The sequence below is a fragment of the Arthrobacter sp. SPT-J7 genome, assembly GCF_059089965.1.
The window spans coordinates 21,401-42,688 of sequence record NZ_JBNHFF010000010.1 but is presented as its reverse complement, the minus strand read 5'-3'; the positions used below and the strand labels follow the sequence as shown (position 1 = coordinate 42,688).

At 65.7% G+C, this 21,288-nt stretch carries 22 protein-coding genes; 17 read left to right on the top strand and 5 right to left on the bottom strand.

The features are described 5' to 3' along the window. Both miaA and dapF read left to right on the top strand, forming a co-directional pair. Nucleotides 1-933: a tRNA (adenosine(37)-N6)-dimethylallyltransferase MiaA gene (miaA, locus tag AC5RWX_RS15300; protein WP_494097597.1), complete on the top strand. Its 933-nt coding sequence runs from the start codon at nt 1-3 to the stop codon at nt 931-933. A 20-nt stretch (nt 934-953) separates the two neighbouring features. Then, nucleotides 954-1,862 (top strand): diaminopimelate epimerase, encoded by a 909-nt coding sequence (gene dapF, locus AC5RWX_RS15295; RefSeq protein WP_493939807.1) that lies wholly within the window; start codon nt 954-956, stop codon nt 1,860-1,862. Nucleotides 1,863-1,871: 9 nt separating this feature from the next. On the opposite strand, the gene AC5RWX_RS15290 is transcribed toward dapF, so the two are convergent. Next, complete coding sequence (locus AC5RWX_RS15290) at nt 1,872-2,483, bottom strand: class I SAM-dependent methyltransferase (RefSeq protein ID WP_493939764.1); 612 nt, start codon at nt 2,481-2,483, stop codon at nt 1,872-1,874. 428 nt (nt 2,484-2,911) lie between these two features. Between AC5RWX_RS15290 and hflX the strand changes: the two genes are divergently transcribed. Together hflX and AC5RWX_RS15280 are read left to right on the top strand one after the other, a co-directional pair. Then, nucleotides 2,912-4,453 (top strand): GTPase HflX, encoded by a 1,542-nt coding sequence (hflX, locus tag AC5RWX_RS15285; protein WP_493939765.1) that lies wholly within the window; start codon nt 2,912-2,914, stop codon nt 4,451-4,453. Further along, nucleotides 4,446-6,485, top strand: a complete 2,040-nt coding sequence (locus AC5RWX_RS15280) for an ATP-dependent DNA helicase (protein ID WP_493939766.1) — start codon at nt 4,446-4,448, stop codon at nt 6,483-6,485. The genes hflX and AC5RWX_RS15280 overlap by 8 nt, the downstream gene beginning before the upstream one ends. Before the next feature lie 66 nt (nt 6,486-6,551). Here AC5RWX_RS15280 and lexA read toward each other — a convergent pair whose 3' ends face one another. Then, nucleotides 6,552-7,301: a transcriptional repressor LexA gene (gene lexA, locus AC5RWX_RS15275; protein ID WP_493939767.1), complete on the bottom strand. Its 750-nt coding sequence runs from the start codon at nt 7,299-7,301 to the stop codon at nt 6,552-6,554. A 301-nt stretch (nt 7,302-7,602) separates the two neighbouring features. On the opposite strand from lexA, the gene AC5RWX_RS15270 reads away from it, so the two are divergent. From AC5RWX_RS15270 to AC5RWX_RS15240, 7 genes are all read left to right on the top strand, one after another. Next, entirely contained in the window at nt 7,603-7,956 is a 354-nt protein-coding gene (locus tag AC5RWX_RS15270; protein ID WP_493939768.1) for a LysM peptidoglycan-binding domain-containing protein, read from the top strand. 71 nt (nt 7,957-8,027) lie between these two features. Then, a complete protein-coding gene (locus tag AC5RWX_RS15265) occupies nt 8,028-9,137 on the top strand; it encodes a histidinol-phosphate transaminase (RefSeq protein WP_493939769.1) in 1,110 nt (369 codons plus the stop codon). Nucleotides 9,138-9,194: 57 nt separating this feature from the next. Then, a complete protein-coding gene (gene hisB / locus AC5RWX_RS15260; RefSeq protein WP_493939770.1) occupies nt 9,195-9,812 on the top strand; it encodes an imidazoleglycerol-phosphate dehydratase HisB in 618 nt (205 codons plus the stop codon). Next, nucleotides 9,809-10,450, top strand: coding sequence for an imidazole glycerol phosphate synthase subunit HisH (gene hisH, locus AC5RWX_RS15255; protein ID WP_493939771.1), 642 nt, complete (start codon nt 9,809-9,811; stop codon nt 10,448-10,450). The genes hisB and hisH overlap by 4 nt, the downstream gene beginning before the upstream one ends. Before the next feature lie 2 nt (nt 10,451-10,452). Further along, the gene (locus tag AC5RWX_RS15250) at nt 10,453-10,614 is read left to right on the top strand and encodes a hypothetical protein (protein WP_493939772.1); all 162 of its coding nucleotides are present in this window, start codon (nt 10,453-10,455) and stop codon (nt 10,612-10,614) included. A 45-nt stretch (nt 10,615-10,659) separates the two neighbouring features. After that, a complete protein-coding gene (gene priA, locus AC5RWX_RS15245) occupies nt 10,660-11,400 on the top strand; it encodes a bifunctional 1-(5-phosphoribosyl)-5-((5-phosphoribosylamino)methylideneamino)imidazole-4-carboxamide isomerase/phosphoribosylanthranilate isomerase PriA (protein ID WP_493939773.1) in 741 nt (246 codons plus the stop codon). A gap of 9 nt (nt 11,401-11,409) precedes the next feature. Then, nucleotides 11,410-12,258 (top strand): SseB family protein, encoded by an 849-nt coding sequence (locus AC5RWX_RS15240; protein ID WP_493939774.1) that lies wholly within the window; start codon nt 11,410-11,412, stop codon nt 12,256-12,258. A gap of 92 nt (nt 12,259-12,350) precedes the next feature. Here the strand turns inward: AC5RWX_RS15240 and AC5RWX_RS15235 are convergent, their stop codons facing one another. Next, nucleotides 12,351-12,770 carry a DUF1844 domain-containing protein gene (locus tag AC5RWX_RS15235; RefSeq protein WP_493939775.1) on the bottom strand — a complete coding sequence of 140 codons (420 nt, stop codon included), beginning with the start codon at nt 12,768-12,770 and terminating at the stop codon, nt 12,351-12,353. A gap of 339 nt (nt 12,771-13,109) precedes the next feature. Between AC5RWX_RS15235 and infC the strand changes: the two genes are divergently transcribed. The 5 genes from infC to AC5RWX_RS15210 all read left to right on the top strand — a co-directional run bounded on the left by infC (nt 13,110) and on the right by AC5RWX_RS15210 (nt 17,239). Continuing rightward, a complete protein-coding gene (gene infC / locus AC5RWX_RS15230; protein WP_493939776.1) occupies nt 13,110-14,120 on the top strand; it encodes a translation initiation factor IF-3 in 1,011 nt (336 codons plus the stop codon). A 145-nt stretch (nt 14,121-14,265) separates the two neighbouring features. After that, nucleotides 14,266-14,460, top strand: coding sequence for a 50S ribosomal protein L35 (gene rpmI / locus AC5RWX_RS15225; RefSeq protein ID WP_127511693.1), 195 nt, complete (start codon nt 14,266-14,268; stop codon nt 14,458-14,460). Nucleotides 14,461-14,576: 116 nt separating this feature from the next. Further along, complete coding sequence (rplT, locus tag AC5RWX_RS15220; protein WP_493939777.1) at nt 14,577-15,245, top strand: 50S ribosomal protein L20, sunset domain variant; 669 nt, start codon at nt 14,577-14,579, stop codon at nt 15,243-15,245. Nucleotides 15,246-15,290: 45 nt separating this feature from the next. After that, nucleotides 15,291-16,208: a TrmH family RNA methyltransferase gene (locus tag AC5RWX_RS15215; RefSeq protein ID WP_493939778.1), complete on the top strand. Its 918-nt coding sequence runs from the start codon at nt 15,291-15,293 to the stop codon at nt 16,206-16,208. 86 nt (nt 16,209-16,294) lie between these two features. Next, entirely contained in the window at nt 16,295-17,239 is a 945-nt protein-coding gene (locus AC5RWX_RS15210; protein ID WP_493939779.1) for a cation diffusion facilitator family transporter, read from the top strand. Here AC5RWX_RS15210 and AC5RWX_RS15205 read toward each other — a convergent pair. Beyond that, the gene (locus AC5RWX_RS15205) at nt 17,236-18,501 is read right to left on the bottom strand and encodes an MFS transporter (protein WP_493939780.1); all 1,266 of its coding nucleotides are present in this window, start codon (nt 18,499-18,501) and stop codon (nt 17,236-17,238) included. The genes AC5RWX_RS15210 and AC5RWX_RS15205 overlap by 4 nt on opposite strands. Before the next feature lie 219 nt (nt 18,502-18,720). Between AC5RWX_RS15205 and AC5RWX_RS15200 the strand changes: the two genes are divergently transcribed. Further along, on the top strand, nt 18,721-19,164 hold the full coding sequence (locus AC5RWX_RS15200) for a (deoxy)nucleoside triphosphate pyrophosphohydrolase (RefSeq protein ID WP_494097596.1): 444 nt from the start codon (nt 18,721-18,723) through the stop codon (nt 19,162-19,164). A 25-nt stretch (nt 19,165-19,189) separates the two neighbouring features. Here the strand turns inward: AC5RWX_RS15200 and AC5RWX_RS15195 are convergent, their stop codons facing one another. Continuing rightward, nucleotides 19,190-21,286 carry an intein-containing Rv2578c family radical SAM protein gene (locus tag AC5RWX_RS15195; protein ID WP_494097595.1) on the bottom strand — a complete coding sequence of 699 codons (2,097 nt, stop codon included), beginning with the start codon at nt 21,284-21,286 and terminating at the stop codon, nt 19,190-19,192. Nucleotides 21,287-21,288 lie beyond the last annotated feature (2 nt).

Below are 21,288 nucleotides of genomic sequence, written 5' to 3'. Positions count from 1 at the left end.
ATGCCGGCCGACCAACACAGCCAGCAGGACAGCCCGGCAGTCATCGCAGTCGTCGGCCCCACCGGATCCGGAAAATCCGACCTCGCCGTCGAGCTGGCCCAACGGCTGGGCGGAGAAGTGATCAACGCCGACTCCATGCAGTTCTACCGGGGAATGGACATCGGCACGGCCAAGATGACGGTGGCCGAACGGCAAGGGGTGGCCCACCACCTGCTGGACATCCTCGACATCACAGAAGAAGCGAGCGTCTCGGCCTACCAGCAGCGGGCCCGCGACGCGATCGAGGCCATTCACAACCGGGGCCGCCGGGCCATCCTTGCCGGCGGGTCCGGACTGTATGTCCGCGCGGCCCTCGACGCGATCGAGTTTCCCGGCACCGACCCGGCCCTGCGCCGCGCCTTGGAGGAAGAGCTGGCCAGCCGCGGCCTCGAAGCCATGCGGGAACAGCTCCGCGACGTGGATCCGGTCTCGGCCGGCCGGCTGGCCGATGCCCGGCGGGTGGTCCGTGCACTGGAAGTTCAGCAGCTGACCGGGCGTCCCTTCAGCTCCTACATGCCGGAACGGCAGTACGTCCGCCCAACCGTTCAGATCGGCCTCCAAGTAGACCGCGAACAGCTCAAGCACCGCCTTGCCCGCCGCGTTCATGCCATGGTCAAGCGCGGCTTGCTGGACGAAGTCGCCGCACTGGACCGGCGGGGCCTGCGGCAGGGCCGGACGGCCTCGCGCGCGCTTGGCTACGCCCAGTTCCTGCGGGTGCTCGACGGCGAATGGAGCCAGGACACCGCCGTCGAGGACACCATCACCGCCACCCGCAAATTCGCCCGGCGCCAGCTGACCTGGTTCCGGGCCGATCCCCGGATCCACTGGCTTGACTGGCAGGATCCGCAGTTGGCGGACAAGGCGGCCGGGCACCTCGCTAAGCTTGAAGCGTGATCAACCCCCTTCCTGACCATATGTCCGCCCTGTCCGGGCTGTCCTTTGCCAAAGGGCATGGAACCGGCAACGACTTTGTGCTGATCGCCGATCCGGACGGGGTCAAGGACATTGAACCCCAGGCCGTGGCTGCGCTGTGCCACCGGCATCTGGGCATCGGTGCGGATGGGCTGATCCGCGCCGTCCGTTCAGAGCACCTGCCCGAGGGCAGGGAACTGCTGGCGTCGGCGCCCGAGGCCGAGTGGTTCATGGACTACCGCAACGGCGATGGCTCTGTCTCCGAGATGTGCGGCAACGGCGTCCGGGTCTTCGTGCATTTCCTGCTGGCCGAGGGGCTGGTCGAGCTGGCCGCGGGGGAGTCCTTGACGATTGGGACCAGGGCGGGCACCAAGGTCATCCGCCGGTCTGCCAACGGCTACGCGGTGGACATGGGTCCCTGGGAGTTCATTTTCCCCGCCGAGGCTGCAGCCAGGGCGATGGACTCCACCGTCAGCGCCGGCGGCCTGGAAGTACCGCGGCCGGCCCTGTCCGTGAGCATGGGCAACCCGCATACCGTCGTGGCTCTTGCCGGACTCGAAGAACTTGCTGCCACCGAACTGTACGCGGCGCCGGCCGTGGATCCGGTCCCGCCACACGGAACCAACGTGGAATTTGTGGTGCCGGCAGAACCCCTCGTCGCCGACGGGGCAGGACACATCAGCATGCGGGTGCACGAGCGGGGGGTGGGGGAGACACAGTCCTGCGGGACCGGTGCCTGCGCTGCCGCCGTCGCCATCCGCTACTGGGCCGGTAACGGGGCTCCCGATGACTGGCAGGTCGGAGTCCCCGGCGGGACAGTCCGCGTCCGGTTCCTCCCGGCGGCGGACGGGCGCGAACATGTGGAGCTGAGCGGTCCGGCCGTGCTGGTGTCCCGCGGCACCGTGGCCTGAGGGAAGCGGTCAGCCGGCGCGCCGGACGCAGAGCACGCGGAAGGCCTTGGCCGTGCTTTCCCGGCTGACGGAGAAGTCCGGCGGCAGTTCGTTTGAGAGCCAGCGCTGCAGCGAGTCCGACCCCAGATTCTTCTGGACTACCAGCCAGGCGGTTCCTCCCCGCGCGAGCCTGGGCAGCCACAGCAACAACAGCTCGTGAAGTTCACTCTTGCCGATCCGGATCGGCGGGTTTGACCAGATGGTTTCGAACTGCAGCGACGGGTCCACCTCGTCCGGCAGGCAGGCATGCACGTTGTCCAGACCCAACGACGCGGCGTTGTCGTTGGTCAGGGCAATGCTGCGCTCGTTGACGTCGACGGCCCACACCGTGGCTCCGGGAGACTTCAGGCCCATGGTCAGCGCAATCGGGCCCCAGCCGCAGCCTATGTCCAGCAGGTTGCCTGCGGCAGCCGGCGGCGGAACCTCGGCCAGGAGCACGGCCGTGCCCTTGTCGACGCCGTCCGGACTGAAGATGCCGCCAGCCGTCTGCAGCTGGCGCGGGCGGCCGTCCAGCTCGACCTCCAGGGTGCGGCGAACCTCGGGTTTGCCTGGTTGCGGGCTGAAGTAGTGCTCTGTTCCCATAATCGGCCAGATTAGTGCGCGTACAGCGGAATCGGTATCAAGGCGCACCTAAGCTGCTCTGGCTCTGGTAGCGTTTCCCCCATGAAGAAGTAATGATTGCGCCGCTACATGCTGTCCCGTTCACCAGGGGACGGCGCGTGCCGTTGGTTGAGAATTTATTCTCCCCGGACGCCGGGCAATCACCGTTCCTCGAAAGTCTTGGGGAACGCTCCACCTCCGCAGCCGCTCCATACCGGCGGTTTCACGTTCCCGGTGCCGGGTATGCCGGCCGCACCAGCAGGCGCCAGCAGCCACGCATATCCTGCCCCGCACTGACGGGGCCCATGCCAGGAGGACTTTTGGCCAATCATCCACAAACTGCATCCTCGGGCTCTGCCGGACGCACCCCGGAGGACTACGATAAGACCACGGACATTTCGAAGGAGAGCATGACCACCAACAGCCCCCAGCCGTCCCCTGAACCGGAAATGACGCCGGATGAAATTCAGGCCGTCATTGACCGCATTCTGGCCCGCGACACTGCGGCACGCAGCAACCCGGGCATCGGCGGACGAGCGCAGGCCCTGTCCGAACTTGACTCCGAGCATTCCGAATTCGACGGCGACCAGCAGGACTTGGCCGAACGCCGTGCCCTCCGCCGCGTCGCAGGCCTCTCCACCGAGCTGGAAGACGTCACGGAGGTCGAGTACCGCCAACTGCGCCTGGAACGCGTGGTCCTGGCCGGTCTCTGGACCGAAGGCACGGCCGACGACGCAGACAACTCCCTGCGGGAACTGGCGGCGCTGGCGGAGACTGCCGGGTCCGAGGTGCTGGACGGCATTGTGCAGCGCCGCATGAAGCCGGATCCGAGCACTTTCCTCGGTTCCGGAAAGGCCCAGGAACTGCGGGACATCGTGATGTCCACCGGTGCGGACACAGTTATTGTCGACGGCGAACTCTCGCCTTCGCAGCGCCGCGGCCTGGAAGACATTGTCAAGGTCAAGGTCATTGACCGCACGGCGCTGATCCTGGACATCTTCGCGCAACACGCGAAAAGCCGAGAAGGCAAGGCCCAGGTCGAGCTGGCCCAGCTGGAGTATCTGCTGCCGCGGCTGCGTGGTTGGGGCGAGTCGATGTCACGCCAGGCCGGCGGCCGGGTTGGAGCTGCCGGCGGCGGCATCGGTTCCCGTGGACCCGGTGAAACCAAGATCGAACTGGACCGCCGTCGTATCCGTACCAGGATGGCCAAACTGCGCCGCGAAATCGCGGGCATGAAGCCCGCCCGGGAAACCAAACGGGCCAACCGCCGCCGCAATGCGGTGCCGTCGGTGGCCATCGCCGGCTACACCAACGCCGGTAAGTCGTCGCTGCTCAACCGGCTGACCGATGCCGGCGTGCTGGTGGAGAATGCGCTTTTTGCCACCTTGGACCCCACCGTCCGCCGCGCGGAGACACCCGACGGCATTGGCTACACGCTCGCCGACACCGTCGGTTTCGTCCGTTCGCTGCCCACACAGCTGGTGGAAGCCTTCCGCTCCACGCTGGAAGAAGTGGCCGACGCCGATGTGATCCTGCATGTCGTCGACGTCTCACACCCCGACCCGGAGGGGCAAATCGCCGCGGTGCGCGAGGTGCTCACCGAGGTGGATGCACGGCATATTCCCGAAATCGTGGTGCTGAATAAGGCCGACGCGGCCGATCCCTTTGTGGTCGAACGCCTGCGCCGGCGCGAACCGAACCATGTTGTGGTGTCGGCACGCACCGGCCAGGGCATGGACGCGCTGCTGCGAATGATCAGCGAGACCATCCCGCGGCCAAGCGTGAAGCTGCGGCTGCTGGTGCCCTATGACCACGGCGAAGTCATCAGCCGCTTGCACAACGAGGACGCCGAAATCCTCGCGATGGAGCACGGAGAAGACGGCACACGGCTGGATGTGCTGGTGCGTGAGGGCCTGGCCGCGGAGCTGGAGCGATTCCTGCGACATGACTGAAACCCGCGTTCCGGCCGGCGAGGCATTGCGGCTGCTTGATCTCGCAGTCAAGGGCATGGGCGGCCAGCATCGCGCCGGCCAGCATGAGATGGCTGCCAAAGTGGCCGAGGCATTCGATCGCCGGCAGCATCTGTTGGTTCAGGCGGGCACCGGTACCGGCAAGTCCTTGGCCTATCTGGTGCCGCTCATGGTGCAGGCTCTGGAGGGTGAGAAGCCCGCCATCGTCTCGACCGCGACCTTGGCCCTGCAAGCGCAAATCGTGAAACGGGATCTTCCGCGGCTGATGGAAGCCGTCGCCGACGAGCTTCCCCGACCGCTTGACGTAGCTCTGCTCAAAGGGCGAAACAATTACGTCTGCCTGCATAAGCTGGCCGGCGGTTTTCCGGACGAAGACGCTCCCGCCACGCTGTTCAGCCTGGGCGAGGACGCCGTCCCGCATCCGGCTCCTGCCGCCGGAGGGGCTTCCACCGGGGCAGCGAGTGCGTTGGGCAAAGAGGTGGTGCGCCTGCGCGAATGGGCGCAGGAGACCGAGACCGGTGATCGCGATGAACTGGTACCCGGTGTCAGCGACCGGGCGTGGCGCCAGGTCTCCGTGGGATCGATGGAATGCCTCGGCGCGCAAAAGTGCCCCCTCGCCGCCGAGTGCTTCAGCGAACTGGCGCGTGGGCATGCGGCTGAGGCGGACATCGTCATCACCAACCACGCCATGCTCGCCATCAACGCCTTCGAGGGCGTCGCAGTGCTCCCGGACTACGACGTGGTGGTGATTGACGAGGCCCATGAGCTGCAGGACCGCGTGACCAGCGCCGTGGCCGGGCAGCTGTCCGCGGCCATGGTCCGCACCGCGGCGTCCACCGCGCGCAAGCACACCGGGATCAGCGTGGAGCCTCTCAACTCGGCTGCCGGTGCGCTGGAAAACGTGCTGGAGACGCTGCCGAGCGGATTACTGGCCTCCGGCCTGCGCGAGGAGCACGAGCTGGTGCTCATGCAGCTGCGGGAGGCCGCCCGCGCAGCGCTATCCGATTCCAAACCCGAGGGATCCGGCGCGGCGGACGGCGGCAGGCAAATGGCCCGCTCCCGTCTCTCTGCGGTGCTGGAAATGGCTGAACGGCTGCTCTCGGCGGCAGATTCCCGTGAGGTTATTTGGGCAACGCGCCCCAGCACGTACGGCGAGACCGGCGACTACGTCGCCAGCGATGACCAACCGGCAACGCTCAACATTGCTCCGTTGTCTGTTGCCTCCAGGCTGCGCGAAGGGCTGTTCGACGAACATACAGTCGTGCTGACGTCTGCCACCCTGTCGGTGGGGGGAACCTTCGACGCCGTTGCCGGTTCGCTCGGACTGTTGGGGGCCGGGGCGCCGGCCTACTCGAGCGCCGATGTAGGCAGCCCTTTCGATTACCCCCGCCAAGGTGTGTTGTATGTGGCATCGCATCTGCCCAAGCCCGGCCGCGGCACCAGCCCGGAACAGCTCGACGAACTCGAGGAGCTGCTGCAGGCCTCACGCGGCGGTGCCCTCGGGTTGTTCTCCTCGCGACGTGCGGCAGAAGAAGCTGCCGCTGAAATGCGCAAACGCACCGACCTGACCATCCTGTGCCAGGGCGAATCATCGATGGGGGCCTTGGTCCGCCAGTTCGCCGATGAACCGGACACGTGCTTGTTCGGCACCATGACGCTGTGGCAGGGGGTCGATGTTCCGGGCGAGGCATGCCGCTTGGTAGTCATCGACCGCATTCCGTTCCCGCGGCCTGACGACCCCTTGACCACCGCCCGAACCCGGTCGGTGGCCCAGGCCGGAGGAAATGGTTTTATGACGGTTTCGGCCACCCACGCCGCGGTGCGGCTGGCACAGGGAGCCGGCCGTCTGATTCGTGCCGCCAACGACAAGGGGGTTGTGGCCGTGCTGGATTCCCGTTTGGCTACCGCCCGCTATGGGAATTTCCTCCGCAGTGCCCTGCCGCCGTTTTGGAGCACAAAGGACGGCGCCGTCGCCCGCCAGATCCTGGAGCGTCTGGCGGCTGCCGCAGCCTGAATCGGCGCCGGGGACCGGGGCACCGCCGCCGCACGGGCGGGTTAAGCCGGGATCGCGACCGACCGGTCAGAGCGCGCGCATGACGGAGACGACTTTGCCCATGATGGTTGCGTGGTCGCCCAGGATCGGTTCATAACGCGTGTTTTGCGGTAGCAGCCAGGTGTGCCCATCGCGCTGCCGGAACGTCTTCACCGTTGCCTCGTCGTCGAGCAGCGCCGCCACAATGTCGCCGTTCTCGGCGGTATGCTGCTGCCGAACCACCACCCAGTCGCCGTCGCAGATGGCCGCATCGACCATCGAATCGCCGGACACCCTTAGCATGAACAACTCACCGTGCCCCACCAACTGCCGGGGCAGGGGCATGACGTCTTCGACCGCCTGATCTGCCAGAATCGGCCCGCCGGCGGCGATCCGGCCCACCAACGGCACCATCGCCGTATCCGATGAGGTGGTGAGTTCGGACACTGCGGCGCCGCTGGAGCTGCGCAGCTGCTGTGGCTCGTCCACGCCCACTATTTCCACGCCACCGTGCTCGAGTGTTAGCGGAGTCAGGATCTCCATGGCCCGGGGGCGCTTCGGATCCCGACGGATGTACCCCATCTTTTCGAGTTGAGTCAGCTGGTGGGTGACGCTGGACAAGCTTGCCAAGCCGACAGTGTCGCCGATCTCGCGCATGGACGGAGGGTACCCGTGGGCAAGAACGGAGCGCTGGATGGTTTCCAGGATCTTCTTCTGCCGCGGGGTCAGGCTGCGCCCGACCTTGACGGGACGGCCGCGTCGCCGTGCTCCGGCAGTGGTGGTGGTCTCTTCGGACATATCCGGCCCCGGTCTTCCCATGATGGTCCAGGTGCCGGTCCGGCTGATGCGGTTCCCGGCACTCGGATTGCTGTCTCGACTGTTTTGTCAGTGGCGGCTGATGCACTGCAACTCACAGCCGCTTATGCCTCCAACGCTAGGCGAGGCGGTGAGGAATTTCAAACATTTGTTCGACTGAGTCTCGACAACAGTCGATCACCAGTGCTAGAACTGTAGAAGACGTATTCGAAGATACGTTCGAATACAGTGGTTTGATGATCGAAACCAGTCGAATTAGATCGAAAATCGGAAAGGTGGCACCATGTCCGCCCAGCTCGCACCGCAGACCGCAGACTTCCGCGCCAGCGCCCGCCTCCGGCTCACCCGCCGGGGCCGTTTGCTGCTGATCGGCCTGCCGCTCATGCTTGCCGCGGCCACTGCGCTCACCATGATCGGTTTCTTCACTGCCCCGGCGATGGCCACCGCCGGGGGCCTGGGGCCGGGGCCCGCTGTGACTGTCACGGTCGGCAGCGGGCAGACACTCTGGGACGTGGCGGTGCGCTCCGCCCCCAACCGCAACCCGCATGATGTCATCTTCGAGATTGCGCAGCTGAACGGTCTGGACGGGGACATTGTGCATGCCGGCCAGCAGCTGCTCGTGCCGTCGGCCCGGTGAGCAACCGTAATATGAGCCGCTTTGGTCCGCCCGATTCCTGCCCCGGGCGGACCGAAGCTTAAGCTGGATCGGTGAGTGAGCAGCTAGAACGCCTGAACCGTCTGCCGTTACGGGAGAATCTCCGGGGCCTGGAGCCCTATGGCGCCCCCCAGCTGGAGGTGCCCATTCTTCTTAACGTCAACGAAAACACCCACGGGCTGCCCGAGTCGGTGCATCAGGCCATCGTCTCAGCCGTCAGTGCCGCTGCTGCTGGCTTGAACCGGTATCCGGATCGCGAGTTTACCGAACTTCGGACGGCCCTGTCCCGCTACCTGGGACATGGCCTCACGGCAGAGAACATTTGGGCAGCCAACGGCTCGAATGAAGTGCTGCAGCAAATCCTCCAGGCCTTCGGCGGGCCGGGCCGGACCCTGCTGAGTTTTCCGCCGACGTATTCCATGTACCCACTGCTGGCCAGCGGAACCGACACCGAGTATGTTGCCGTCCCGCGGGGAGCAGACTTTACGCTTTCTCCGGAAGCGGCGGCCGCCGCCGTCGCGGATAGTGCCGCGAACGTCGTCGTCCTTTGCTCCCCAAACAACCCGACGGGCACCGCCCTGGGGCTTGACGTTGTCGAGGCCGCCTACGAGGCGGGGGAGGCGTCCGACGCCATCGTGATCGTGGACGAGGCTTACGCCGAATTCGCCCACGCCGGAACGCCGAGCGCGCTGACGCTGCTGCCCGGCCGCGAGCGGCTCATCGTTTCCCGCACCATGAGCAAGGCTTTCGCCCTGGCCGGTGCCAGGGTGGGATATCTTGCCGCTGCTCCGCAGATTGCCGATGCCCTGCGCCTGGTCCGCTTGCCCTACCACCTGTCCGCGGTCACCCAGGCGACCGCGTTGGCCGCACTGGAACATGCCGATGCGCTGCTGGCCAACGTCGAGGACATCAAGACCCAGCGGGACCGCATCGTCGACGAACTGGCCGATCTGGGGCTGAAACCAGCACCGTCCGACTCCAACTTTGTGTTCTTCGGCGGCTTGGAAAACCCGCACGCGGTGTGGCAGGGACTTCTGGAGGCCGGTGTGCTGATCCGCGACGTCGGAATTCCCGGACATTTGAGGGTCACCGCGGGCACTGAGGCCGAGACCACAGCCTTCCTCGACGGCATCAAGGCTCTGATGTCGAGCCGGGTCTCCTAAACTTGTAGTAAGAGCGCACCGGCTTGGGCCGGTCGACCATTTCGTCAAAGGACTCCCATGACCGTGGACACCACCACCGGACGTACCGCACGCCTCGAACGCATCACTAGTGAGTCGTCCGTGCTGGTTGAACTGGATCTTGATGGCACCGGCCGTTCCGAGATCAGCACCACCGTGCCGTTCTACGACCACATGCTGACGGCCCTGTCGAAGCATTCGCTGATCGATCTGACCGTGCAGGCCACCGGCGACACCCACATTGACGCCCACCACACGGTGGAAGATGTCGCGATCACGATCGGCGACAGCTTGAAGCAGGCACTGGGCAACAAAGCCGGCATCCGCCGGTTCGGCGAAGCGACGGTGCCGCTGGATGAAGCGCTGGCCCAGGCCGTCGTCGACCTCTCCGGCCGCCCCTACCTGGTGCACTCGGGAGAACCGGCGGGCCAGGAATACCACCTGATCGGCGGACACTTCACCGGATCGCTGACCCGGCACGTTTTCGAATCCATCACGCTGCACGCCCAGATCTGCCTGCACATGCGCGTGCTGGGCGGCCGAGACCCGCACCATATCGTCGAGGCCCAGTTCAAGGCTTTCGCCCGGGCACTTCGCGCCGCCGTTGAACCCGATCCCCGAGTCGAGGGCATTCCCTCAACGAAAGGTGCCCTGTGACGGCTGGGCCCAAAGTCACGGTACTGGACTACGGATCCGGGAATGTGCGCTCGGCGGTCCGGGCGCTGGAACACGTCGGTGCCGACGTCACGCTCAGCCATGCTTCCGAGGATGTGCTCAACGCCGACGGCCTGTTGGTGCCCGGTGTCGGTGCCTTCGCCACGGTCATGGAAGGGCTGAAGTCTGTTGACGCCCTTCGCTGGATCGGACGCCGGGTGGCTGGCGGCCGGCCGGTGCTGGGCATTTGTGTGGGCCTGCAGGTCATGTTTGAAGAAGGCGTGGAACACGGCGTCCGCACTCAGGGGATCGGGGAATGGCCCGGAGTCGTGGAAGCGCTGCCGGCGGAGGTGGTGCCGCACATGGGGTGGAACACCGTTGATGCCGCGGAGGGCAGCCGACTGTTCGCCGGCATCGAAGACGAGCGGTTCTACTTTGTGCACTCCTACGGGGTGCAGCACTGGAACTTTGATGTCACCCAGCCGGCGATGACGCCGCCGCAGGTGACCTGGTCCACCCACGGGGCCCCGTTCATCGCGGCCGTTGAAAACGGCCCGCTGAGTGCTACGCAATTCCATCCGGAGAAATCCGGGGACGCCGGCGCGGAGTTGCTCCGCAACTGGCTGAAGACGCTGCGGTAGCCGTGGGCAGCCTCCTCCTCATGGCCCTGGCCGGGCTGCTGGCCGGCGGGGCCATCTCGTTCCGGCAACAGCAGCTGCCTAAGTGGTCGGCCATCGTCTTCTGGATTTTGGCCGGTATGTCCCTGCTGGCGGCCTACCTGCTCACCCTCGGCCCGACCGAGTAACCACCCACAGCCCGCGCAGCTGACGGCGCAGAAAGCGGAACCACTATGACGAACCAAACGCCCATCCTTGAACTCCTGCCCGCGGTCGACGTTGCAGACGGCCAGGCAGTCCGGCTGGTCCAAGGCGAAGCCGGCAGCGAGACCAGCTACGGTGACCCGCTGGACGCTGCAGTGGCGTGGCAGAACGACGGAGCGGAGTGGGTGCATCTGGTGGATCTCGACGCGGCCTTCGGCCGTGGCAACAACACGGAAGTGCTGCGCCGCGTCGCCGACGAGCTGAAGATCAAGGTAGAGCTCTCCGGCGGCATCCGCGATGACGAGTCCTTGGAGCGGGCGCTGGAGTTTGGTGCCACCCGCGTCAACCTGGGCACTGCTGCCCTGGAAAACCCGGGGTGGACCGCGCGCGCCATTGAACGGCACGGCGACGCCATCGCGGTCGGTCTTGATGTCCGCGGAACCACGCTGGCGGCCCGCGGCTGGACCAAGGAAGGCGGAGACCTCTGGGAGGTCCTGTCCCGCCTGGAAGACGCCGGTTGCGCCAGGTACGTGGTGACCGACGTAACCAAAGACGGAACACTGCGCGGGCCGAACATCGACCTTCTGCGGCAAATGTGCGAGCGGACGGACAAGCCGGTGGTGGCTTCCGGCGGCATTTCCAGCCTGGAGGACCTGCGCGCCCTGCGCGAACTCGTTCCGGCGGGAGTCGAAGGAGCGATTGTTGGCAAGGCCCTCTATGCGGGCAAGTTCACCCTCCCGGAGGCCCTCGACGTCGCCGGACGGCGCTGAGGAACCGTAGTGGGAAAAAAGGAGCTGCCCGCCCACATTGCTGCGGCATTGGCCGGAGCGGGCGGAGCAGGGGATTCGGCGGGCCAAAGCTGGGCCGGGCGGGACCTGAGCGGCACAGGAAATCCGCTGCACCAGTTCGATCACGACGATGGCAGCACCGATCCGGCCTATGAGGCGGCGCTGCAGTGGCTGGCCGCCGGCACCGGCGGGGAAGCGGAAGTGGTGGCCGCACTGGCCAACGCCCGGGTCTTCGTCCCGATCGTCGCCACGCTCGGAGAAGCGGGGGAGGGCACCGACGGCCTGACGTCGGACAAGCAGGCAGACATGGCCTTGGTGACCCTGCAAGCCCCGGACGGGCGCCGGGCGCTTCCCGCGTTCAGCAATACCGCCGCCCTCGAAGCCTGGCATCCCGAAGCCCGGCCGGTCGCCGTCTATGCTCCGCGGGCGGCGTTGGCGGCAGTGTCGGAAGACGCAGAACTGATGGTCATGGATCCGGGCGCAGACCTGACGTTCGTGGTCCGGCGGCCAGCCGTGTGGGCGTTGGCCAAGCAGCACGAATGGGTGCCCTCCTATCGCGATCCGGCTCTGCTGGACTGGGTGGCCGAGGCGACCAGCCCGGAAGAAGCTGTCCTGGCCGCCTCAGTTGCGCCGGGGGCTGGCATCGCGGTCCGGACGGCGGATGGGTCGGTGGTGGCAGGCGGAGGCCACGGGCCAGAGCTTCGCTTGGTGCTGCAGGTGCGTGACGGCCTCGGCCGCGAGCAGTTGGCTGAGATGGCAAAGCGAATCCAAGAGCGGCTGCAGGCACGGCCGGAGTTCGCAGAGCGTGTGGATTCGCTGGAGCTGAAGTTCACCCGCTGAACGTGGCGGCCCGCACGCGCTGCAGGAAAGACAAGAACGACGCCGGTGCGTGCACCGGCGTCGTTCTTGTCAGTTCGGTAGTTCTTGCCAAGCTAGTTGACTGGGCCGGTGAACTTCTCGCCCGGGCCCTTGCCCGGCTCGTCCTGGATGACGGAAGCCTCGCGGAAAGCCAGCTGCAGGGAGCGGAGGCCGTCGCGCAACGGGCCGGCATGCTGGCTGCCGATTTCCGGTGCAGCAGCGGTCACAAAGCCGGCCAGCGCGGTGATCAGTTTGCGGGCTTCGTCCAGATCCTTGAGCTCTTCCGCATCGTCGCCGGCGGCCAAACCGCATTTAACGGCGGCGGCGCTCATCAGGTGGACAGCCGCGGTGGTAATGACCTCCACGGCGGGCACTTCGGCGATATCGCGCATCTGGCCCAGGACTTCCTGTTCCTGGGTGGAAGCAGAACCTTCGTCCGGCGCGAAGCTGTGGCGGTGGCCGTCGGTCTGCGGATTGTTATCTGAGCTGCTCATACTGGTAAGCTTGTCACAGACCAATTGGATCCGGTGACTTATGTGCCTGAGAGCACGTAGGGAAACGGGGTCCAATCTGCAAGCGGAGACCTCTCCCACCCGTCGGTATGGCTAGCCAGAGCTGCCGGGTTTCGGTCGGCAGGATGTGGCCGGTAACCTTCGAGCAAGGTTGCCCAGCTCCAGTCAGGAACCTTCCCGTTCCTCCCTGCCGCCACTTCGAGGCCTTCGGTTGCGCTTGCAATGGGAGGCCTTCTTTCATTGCCGGCGGCAGACGAATATCAGTGACAGGAGCCACCCATTAGCGAGCCAAGAATCAACGATCGTATCCGTGTTCCCGAGGTGCGGTTAGTCGGACCGAACGGTGAACAGGTAGGCATTGTGCGCATCGAGGATGCGCTGCGTCTGGCCACCGAATCGGATCTTGACCTGGTTGAGGTCGCGCCGCAGGCAAAGCCTCCGGTGTGCAAGCTGATGGATTTTGGCAAGTACAAGTATGAGGCTGCGGTCAAGGCACGCGAGGCGCGCAAGAACCAGACGAACACCGTGCTTAAGGAGATCCGGTTCCGGCTGAAGATCGACAAGCACGACTACGAGACGAAGCGCGGCCATGCGCTGCGGTTCCTTGCAGCCGGTGACAAGGTCAAGGCCATGATCCAGTTCCGCGGCCGTGAACAGCAGCGCCCGGAAATGGGCATCCGCCTGCTGCACAAGTTCGCCGAGGACGTCGCCGAGGTCGGCGTGATCGAATCGACTCCGCGAATTGACGGCCGGAACATGGTCATGGTGATCGGCCCGACCAAGAACAAGGCCGAGGCAAAGGCAGAGGCTCGTCGGGCCGCGCAGAAGGCAGACGCCAAGGCAGCGAACGAGGCCGGCAAGCAGCGGGTGGAAACCTCCGCCGACCAGGAGCCGTTCACGCAGAGCCTGGGCGACTTGGCACCGGGCCTTGCCGCCATGGCAAGCCAGCCGGAGGAAACCGCCGAAGCACCCGCTGAGCAGGCCGCACCGGCTGTCGCCGAGCCTGAAGCCCAGACGGTTGTTGAACCCGAAGCGGCAACCGAGGTTGCACCCGAGGCCAAGCCGGAGGAACAGCCCGAAGCGAAGCCTGCAGCGGCGCCGAAAGCGAAGCCAGCGGAAGAGGCCAAGCCCGCCACTCCGGCTAAGCCTGCGGAAGAGGCCAAGCCCGCCACTCCGGCTAAGCCCGCAGCGGAGGCCAAGCCTGCCGCTCCGGCGAAGCCTGCGGCACCTGCCGAGGCCAAGCCCGCGGCTCCCAAGCCCGCAGCCCGGCCCAAGCCGGCAGCGCGGCCTGCCGCCCCCAAACCTGCTGGCCGGTCCGGTTCCAAGAGCTAAGACCGTCCAGAGAGCATCCGGCATCCCGCCGGGCACAGCCTTGTGCCCGGTGCCGGTAGACAAGTAAACCGCCGGTGCCCGTAGCGGCACCGCACGAGCCGAAGGTCCGCAACGACCTGAGGAAGACGTAAGGAGAACGGCAGCCATGCCGAAGCAGAAGACCCACAGCGGCGCCAAGAAGCGCTTCAAGCTCACCGGCAGCGGCAAGCTCAAGCGCCAGCAGGCCAACCGCCGCCACTACCTGGAGCACAAGCCTTCCACGCTGACCCGCCGCCTCGCAGGTGACAAGATCGTTGCTCCGGCAGACGTGCGCAACATCAAGAAGATGCTCGGCATCTAACTTTCTCCCTCCGGTCCGCACGGCGTCAGCCGTCAGACCATCCCAGCAAGTTTTTGCCCCGACCGCTGATTGTGGCGGTCGAACACCGGGCACCAATCATCAAAAGGAGTACGCACGTGGCACGTGTGAAGCGGGCGGTCAACGCCCACAAGAAGCGCCGGGTCATCCTGGACCGGGCTGCCGGATACCGCGGACAGCGGTCCCGCCTGTACCGCAAGGCAAAGGAACAGCTGCTGCACTCGTTCGTGTACAGCTACGGCGACCGCCGCAAGCGTAAGGGTGACTTCCGCCGCCTGTGGATCCAGCGCATCAACGCTGCCTCCCGCGCCAACGGCCTGACCTACAACCGTCTCATCCAGGGCCTGAAGGCTGCCGAGGTGCAGGTTGACCGCCGCATGCTGGCCGAACTGGCTGTCTCCGACGCCGGTGCTTTCGCGGCACTGGTGCAGGTTGCCAAGGACGCGCTGCCTGCCGACACCTCCGCTCCCGCTGGGCGCCCGGCCGCTGCTGCCAAGCCGGCTGCCGCCAAGGCCGGTCCGGGCGCCAAGGCTGCCGCACCCGCCGCTGAAGCCGGCGAAGTTGCTGGCGCTGTGAAGGCTGTTGACGGCGAGGATGCGCCCGCCGGATACAGCATCAAGGGCAACCAGTCGAAGAAGTACCACGTCCCGGGCTCCACCTGGTACGAAAACACCACCCCCGTGTACTGGTTCGAGTCCGTCGAAGCCGCCAAGGCTGCCGGCTACGAGCCCGCCGGCGGCGAAGCCCGCCAGAAGGTTGCTGAGTAAGCACCGGATGCATAAACCGCCATATGGCGACGTTATAGTCGCTGTATGAGCATTACCGGGCGCCCGCAAGCCATCATGTCCAACCCCCGAGCCGATCGGGTCAAGGATGTGGCCAAGCTTGCCGGGCGCTCGGTGCGTTTAAAGCGCCGCCAGTTCCTCGCCGAGGGCCCGCAGGCCGTGCGCGAGGCCTTGTCCGCCCACCGCGCGCAGATGGTGTCCGGAGGGAACGGGATTGTGGCGGAGGTTTTTGCCACTGAAGCCTGTCTGGACCGTTTGCCTGAACTTGCGGACCTGGCCGACACGGTGCCGCTGCGGCTGGCCACCGACGCGGTCCTTGCGGCCATGGCCGACACCGTCAACCCGCAGGGGATCGTGGCGGTCTGCGATTACCTGGATCGGCCGCTCAATGAAGTGCTGCAGGCCAAGCCGCTGCTGCTGGCCATCATGGTCCGGGTGCAGGACCCCGGCAATGCCGGCACCATCCTGCGGGCGGCCGATTCCGCCGGGGCCGACGCCGTGGTGCTGACCAACTCCAGCGTGGATATCTACAACCCCAAGGCTGTGCGCTCCACGGCTGGATCGCTCTTCCACCTGCCCGTGGTCACCGGACATGATTTCGATGAACTGGCCGCCGCCCTTCGGGCAGCCGGCCTGACCATGCTCGCTGCCGACGGTTACGGCACGGTCGACTTGGACGATTTGCAGGACCGCAGTGCACTTCGCCGGCTGGGGAACGGCTCCGCTTCCGACGACGACGTAGCACTTCCCGACCTGGCGGCGCCGACTGCCTGGCTCTTTGGGAACGAGGCCCAGGGGCTGTCGGAGGAGGAGCTCGCTACGGCAGCCCACCGGGTAGCCGTGCCGGTCTACGGCCAAGCCGAGAGCCTGAACGTCGGTACGGCGGCCACGGTCTGCTTGTACGCCTCGGCCAGAGCCCAGCGGCGGGGCGACCGGCCGGTTTAGCCACTGCCGCTCGGCCCGGCCTGAAGGTACGGTAAGAACCGATGCCGCATCACTGCGGCCATCGGATCCAACCGGGAGGGCGCGGGATGGCAGCAAGCGGAGGGACCAAGGCCATCGTCGCGGCGCTGACCGCCAATCTGGCCATTGCCGCGATGAAGTTCGTCGCGTATCTGCTGACCCTATCGTCGTCGATGTTGGCTGAAGCCATCCACTCGGTGGCCGATTCCGGCAACCAGGTCCTGCTGCTGGTGGGCGGGAAACGAGCCGCTCGGCATGCGAGTCCCAGCCACCCGTTCGGCTACGGCCGGGACCGGTACATTTACGCGTTCATCGTCTCGATCGTGTTGTTTAGCGTCGGCGGCCTTTTCGCGTTGTACGAGGCCTACCACAAGTGGAAGGATCCGCATCCCATCGAAGGCTTCTGGTGGTGGGTCCCCTTGGCGGTGCTGGCCGGAGCGATCATCGCCGAATCCTTTTCCCTGCGCACCGCGATCAAGGAGTCCAACCCCACGCGCGGCACCACCGGCTGGGTCGAGTTCATCCGCCGGTCGAAGTCGCCTGAACTCCCGGTGATCCTGCTTGAGGACTTTGGCGCCCTCCTGGGGCTGGTGTTCGCGGTGTTCGGCGTCGGACTGACCCTGCTGACCGGCAACGGTCTGTGGGACGCGGCAGGCACGGCCATGATCGGTCTGCTGCTGGTGGCCATCGCCGCCGTGCTCGCCGTTGAGACCAAGTCGTTGCTGCTGGGCGAATCAGCCTCGCGGGAGCATCTGCGGCTCATCGAGGACGCCATCGCAGCCGAACAGGAAACGCGGATCATCCACCTGAAAACCATGCACCTGGGACCGGAGGAACTGCTGGTCGCGGCCAAGATCAGCGTGGGGCGCAGCGACTCGGGCCAGGAAATTGCGCGGTTGATCGACGGTGCCGAAAAGCGCATCCGCGAGGCCTTGCCCATCGCCGCCGTCATCTATTTGGAGCCGGACATCTTCCGCTCGGAATCTGTTGGCCACTCAGTGGGCCCCGCCTAATCCCGACCGGTCGTGCCCGCTGGGGACATGTCTGATCCCGGCACCTGCGCTGCCTGCCGCGTCAGGCTGTGCCTCTTCTCGACCGCGCCGCTGATTCCGGCGATGCCCAGGCCCAAGGCTGCCAGCCCGGCGCCGACCAGCGCCGGCGCTGCAAAGCCCCAGCCCCAAGAGATCACGACGCCGCCCAAGAAGGCGCCCAACGCGTTGGCCATGTTCAAGGCGGAGTGGTTGAGCGACGCCGCCAGGGTCTGGGCATCCGGCGAGGCGTCCATCAGCCGGGTTTGCAGCGCGGGGATCAGGCTGGATCCCGCGACGCCGAGGAGGAAAACCAGCGGTATCGCCAGCATCGCTATCGAGGAGGCAGCCCAGAAAAGCACCAGGACGACGACGATAGCCGTCATGACCTGATAGATGGTGCCCATCACGGACCTGTCCGCCAACCGACCGCCGATGAAGGTGCCGACGACCATGCCCAAGCCGTAGAGGCCGACGATCAGGGGCAGGGCTGCGGGGGCCAGCCCGGTCACATCCGTCATCGTGGGGCTGATGTAGGAATACACGGCAAAGAATCCGCCGAAACCAACCACGCCAATGAACAGCGCCAGCCAGACCTGAATCCGTTTCAACGCTCGGAGTTCGCGGCGGATGCCCGCTTCCTCATGCGCCGGACTGAAGGGAACAAGGCGCTGGATCATCAGCACGGTGACCGCGCCGACCAAACCTACTGCGACGAACATGAGCCGCCAGCCGTACTGCTGACCCAGCCACGTCACTATCGGAACACCGACGACGTTGGCCACGGACAGCCCGAGCATCACCATGGCAACTGCCTGTGCCCGGCGGGTGGGCGACACCAACGAGGCTGCCAAGACCGCGGCCACGCCGAAGTAGGCGCCGTGCGGCAGGCCGGAAATGAACCGCGTCACGAGCATGGTGCCATAGTCAGGCGCCAGGACTGATGAAAGATTTCCGAGCGTAAACAGCACCATGAGCCCCAGCACCATGTACTTGTGCGGCAGTTTGGCCCCGAGGGCCGCGAGCAGCGGGGCCCCGATCACCACGCCCAAGGCGTAGGCGGAGATCAGATGGCCGCTCTCCGGGATGCTGATGTCCAAGCCTTCCGCCACGTTCTGCAGCAGGCCCATGATGGCAAATTCCGTGGTTCCAATGGCAAACCCGCCCATAGCCAGTGCAACGATGGCCCACACCGTCCGGCGTTGGGCGGCGTGTGTCCGTGTGTCGGCGAGGACAGGGCGATTCATAGGGTGCTTTCGTTTGGACGGCAGAGGAGGCAAGGAAAGAAGGTTGCCGCACCAGCGCGGCGGAAGCGGCTGGGCTCCGGGGAGCGTGCTCCGACAGTTACAGTATGGCAACACCGCGGCGCCACGCCCCATTCCGGGATCGGCGGCCCTGTGGTGAGCACCATAATCCTGTTGCGTCCACCTGCAGGAGCCGGACCCGGTCACCGTAGACTGAGCGGCGTGCAACAGAGCCTCAAACAAATTGTCGGAGCGGCCATCCTCGACCTCCGAGACGAACCTCGCCGCTTGCTCGCGGCGCGTCGTACGGCGCCGGAGTCATTGGCCGGCCTGTGGGAGTTTCCCGGCGGCAAAGTGGAGCCGGGGGAGAGCTGCGAGGACGCCCTCCGCCGCGAGATCCGCGAGGAGCTGGGGGTGGGGATTGAGCTTGGCGCGGAGGTGGCCGGTCCGCTCGAGCAGGGCTGGCCACTCAACGAAACGGCGGCAATGCGGGTGTGGTGTGCGTACATCGCGGATGGACGGCCGGAGCCGCTTGAAGACCACGACGAACTGCGCTGGGTCCGGCTGGACGAGCGCGAGGCCACCGCACTGCCGTGGATTCCGGCCGACTTCCCGATCGTCGCGGCTGTCCTCAAGGCGGTCAGGGTGGTGGGTCGCCCCGCTTGACGGTCGCCCACCCAGCGGGCAGCGCTCAGAACAACGTAGCCTGCTCGGCCACCGCCGGCTTTGGGTGCACTGGGGCAGAGGTCGTGTCCGTCTGCTCCCGCGCCTCGACCTGGCGCAGCCACGCTGACCTCTCCAAGCCGTGCCGGCGCTTGGCCGCGCCCACCCGCGCGGCCAGCCAGCGCCGGTAATCCTTGTCAGCATAGGTTCCGCCGTTGTAGAGGCGGCGGTAGCTGGGCACCAGTTGCGGGTATTCCTTGGCCAGCCACTCCATGTACCACTCCCGCGCGCCAGGACGAAGATGTAGGGCGCCCGCGGTCATGCTGGTGGCACCGGCGGCAGCTACCGAGGCACAAAGGTCGTCGAGCGCCTCCTCGGAGTCCGTCAGCCAGGGCAGGATCGGCATCGCCATCACGGAACAGGGCAGGCCTGCGTCACTGAGCTTGGCAATCAGATCCAGCCTGGCCCGCGGCGTCGGTGTACCCGGCTCCACCCGATGCGCCAATCCGGCGTCCGTCATGGCCAGCGAGATACCCATTCCGACGTCGACGTCCTTGGCCACCTCACGCAACAGGGGCAGATCGCGGGCCAGCAAGGTCCCTTTGGTCAGGATCGAAAACGGCGTTCCGGAACCGGCCAGTGCCCTGATGATGTCCGGCATGAGCTTGTACCGGCCTTCCGCCCGCTGATACGGGTCCGTGTTGGTCCCCATGGCCACGTGTTCGTGCTTCCACGACGGTTTGGCCAACTCCCGGCGCAGCACCTCGCCGGCGTTAATCTTCACTACCAGCTGGCTGTCGAAGTCCAACCCGGTATCGAGACCAAGATAGCTGTGGGTCTTGCGGGCGAAGCAGTTGTGGCTGACGACTCCATTGGCAATGAAGTCGCCCGTTCCCGTTGTGATGTCGAACATTGCCTGTTCTTGGCCGAGATCTTCGATCAAGACGATTCGGAGGTCTGCATCCGATTTCACCGCTTGCCCTTCAATATTGAGCTTGCGGGAGATTGCCGGAGCAGTGGCGCCGAAAAAGCGTGAACGCATCGGGAGCCCTCCGACTACGCGGATAGTGGCGACGCCGTTCGACCGGGCACCCTCCCGGACGTGAGTGATTCCAAGGACCGACATGGCGGCTTCGATGTGCATGAGTATCTCTTGATCGGAGTTGCTGATCCGCAGCACTCCTTGAGAGCAACTGCCCTCAGCATCGAAGACTCCAGCCAGAAAGCCGGCGCTCCATGCGTCGCTCGGATCTACTGGCCATTCAATGAGGCCTTTGATGGCGTCATAGTGGGCAGCACGGGAGGTATGAATCGCCGTCATTTGTTTCCGGGTATCGGTTTTCGTCCCGAAGGGGCGTTGGAGGGTTGGTATCCCTTCCTTCACCAGATAGTCCCGCGTCCGTTCCAGCACCTCTGTATCCGTGAGTGCTAAACGGAACATGCTGACGTTATTCGGGGTGCCGCTGGCCCGTGTGTAGGTGCGCCGAAATAGCATTGCGTCGCCACGAATCATTCCGGTGAGGTATCCGTGGCGGTACGCTTCGCCTTGCTCTGGCCCGTAAGCGTCGTGCGCCAACCCGCGGAGGCCGAAACCCATGAGCGTGTTATTCGTTGTTAGATAGGGCCGTTGTTCTGGTCCCTGCATCGCGCCTTGTACAAATTTCCAGCCGTGATCGCTGAGGAATCGGTGGTCGCCGCTCGCCACAATTTGAGTACCATCTCCCAGCGTGAGCCGATAAGCGTGTTTGCGAGTAGGCCATTTAGCCTCCACTTGCGTCCTCTTGTAGCGGCGATAGTTGCCGCGGACTTCCGTGCCCATGACCTGGTCGCCAACCATAATCTTGTGGAGCGGCTTTTGCCTGCCGTCCGCCATCAGGATCAGCGTGTCTGGATGCAGGCAGTATGTGCATGCATGTGAGCAGCCCCGATATGGGTTGATGGTCCACGCGAAAGGCATCGCAGACTGGCTGGGTACCCGGCTGAGCGCGGATTTCGCCATCACCTCGTGAAAGGTGATTCCGGCAAACTCCGGCGTCTGCACGCTGCGCACAAGGTTGCTCAGTTGCGCCAGCCCCGGCAACGCAGCGGGGGCTTCGGCAGTGACTAATTGACCATCCCAGCGCATCT

What these genes read in the sequence shown, in the direction of transcription:
- hflX (WP_493939765.1), top strand. Translation starts at nt 2,912, where the DNA reads ATGACCACCAACAGCCCCCAGCCGTCCCCTGAACCGGAAATGACGCCG.
- AC5RWX_RS15215 (WP_493939778.1), top strand. Translation starts at nt 15,291, where the DNA reads ATGAGCATTACCGGGCGCCCGCAAGCCATCATGTCCAACCCCCGAGCC.
- AC5RWX_RS15270 (WP_493939768.1), top strand. Translation starts at nt 7,603, where the DNA reads ATGTCCGCCCAGCTCGCACCGCAGACCGCAGACTTCCGCGCCAGCGCC.
- AC5RWX_RS15280 (WP_493939766.1), top strand. Translation starts at nt 4,446, where the DNA reads ATGACTGAAACCCGCGTTCCGGCCGGCGAGGCATTGCGGCTGCTTGAT.
- AC5RWX_RS15205 (WP_493939780.1), bottom strand. Translation starts at nt 18,501, where the DNA reads ATGAATCGCCCTGTCCTCGCCGACACACGGACACACGCCGCCCAACGC.
- lexA (WP_493939767.1), bottom strand. Translation starts at nt 7,301, where the DNA reads ATGTCCGAAGAGACCACCACCACTGCCGGAGCACGGCGACGCGGCCGT.
- AC5RWX_RS15210 (WP_493939779.1), top strand. Translation starts at nt 16,295, where the DNA reads ATGGCAGCAAGCGGAGGGACCAAGGCCATCGTCGCGGCGCTGACCGCC.
- dapF (WP_493939807.1), top strand. Translation starts at nt 954, where the DNA reads ATGTCCGCCCTGTCCGGGCTGTCCTTTGCCAAAGGGCATGGAACCGGC.
- AC5RWX_RS15290 (WP_493939764.1), bottom strand. Translation starts at nt 2,483, where the DNA reads ATGGGAACAGAGCACTACTTCAGCCCGCAACCAGGCAAACCCGAGGTT.
- hisB (WP_493939770.1), top strand. Translation starts at nt 9,195, where the DNA reads ATGACCGTGGACACCACCACCGGACGTACCGCACGCCTCGAACGCATC.
- AC5RWX_RS15195 (WP_494097595.1), bottom strand. Translation starts at nt 21,286, where the DNA reads ATGCGCTGGGATGGTCAATTAGTCACTGCCGAAGCCCCCGCTGCGTTG.
- miaA (WP_494097597.1), top strand. Translation starts at nt 1, where the DNA reads ATGCCGGCCGACCAACACAGCCAGCAGGACAGCCCGGCAGTCATCGCA.
- AC5RWX_RS15235 (WP_493939775.1), bottom strand. Translation starts at nt 12,770, where the DNA reads ATGAGCAGCTCAGATAACAATCCGCAGACCGACGGCCACCGCCACAGC.
- priA (WP_493939773.1), top strand. Translation starts at nt 10,660, where the DNA reads ATGACGAACCAAACGCCCATCCTTGAACTCCTGCCCGCGGTCGACGTT.
- rpmI (WP_127511693.1), top strand. Translation starts at nt 14,266, where the DNA reads ATGCCGAAGCAGAAGACCCACAGCGGCGCCAAGAAGCGCTTCAAGCTC.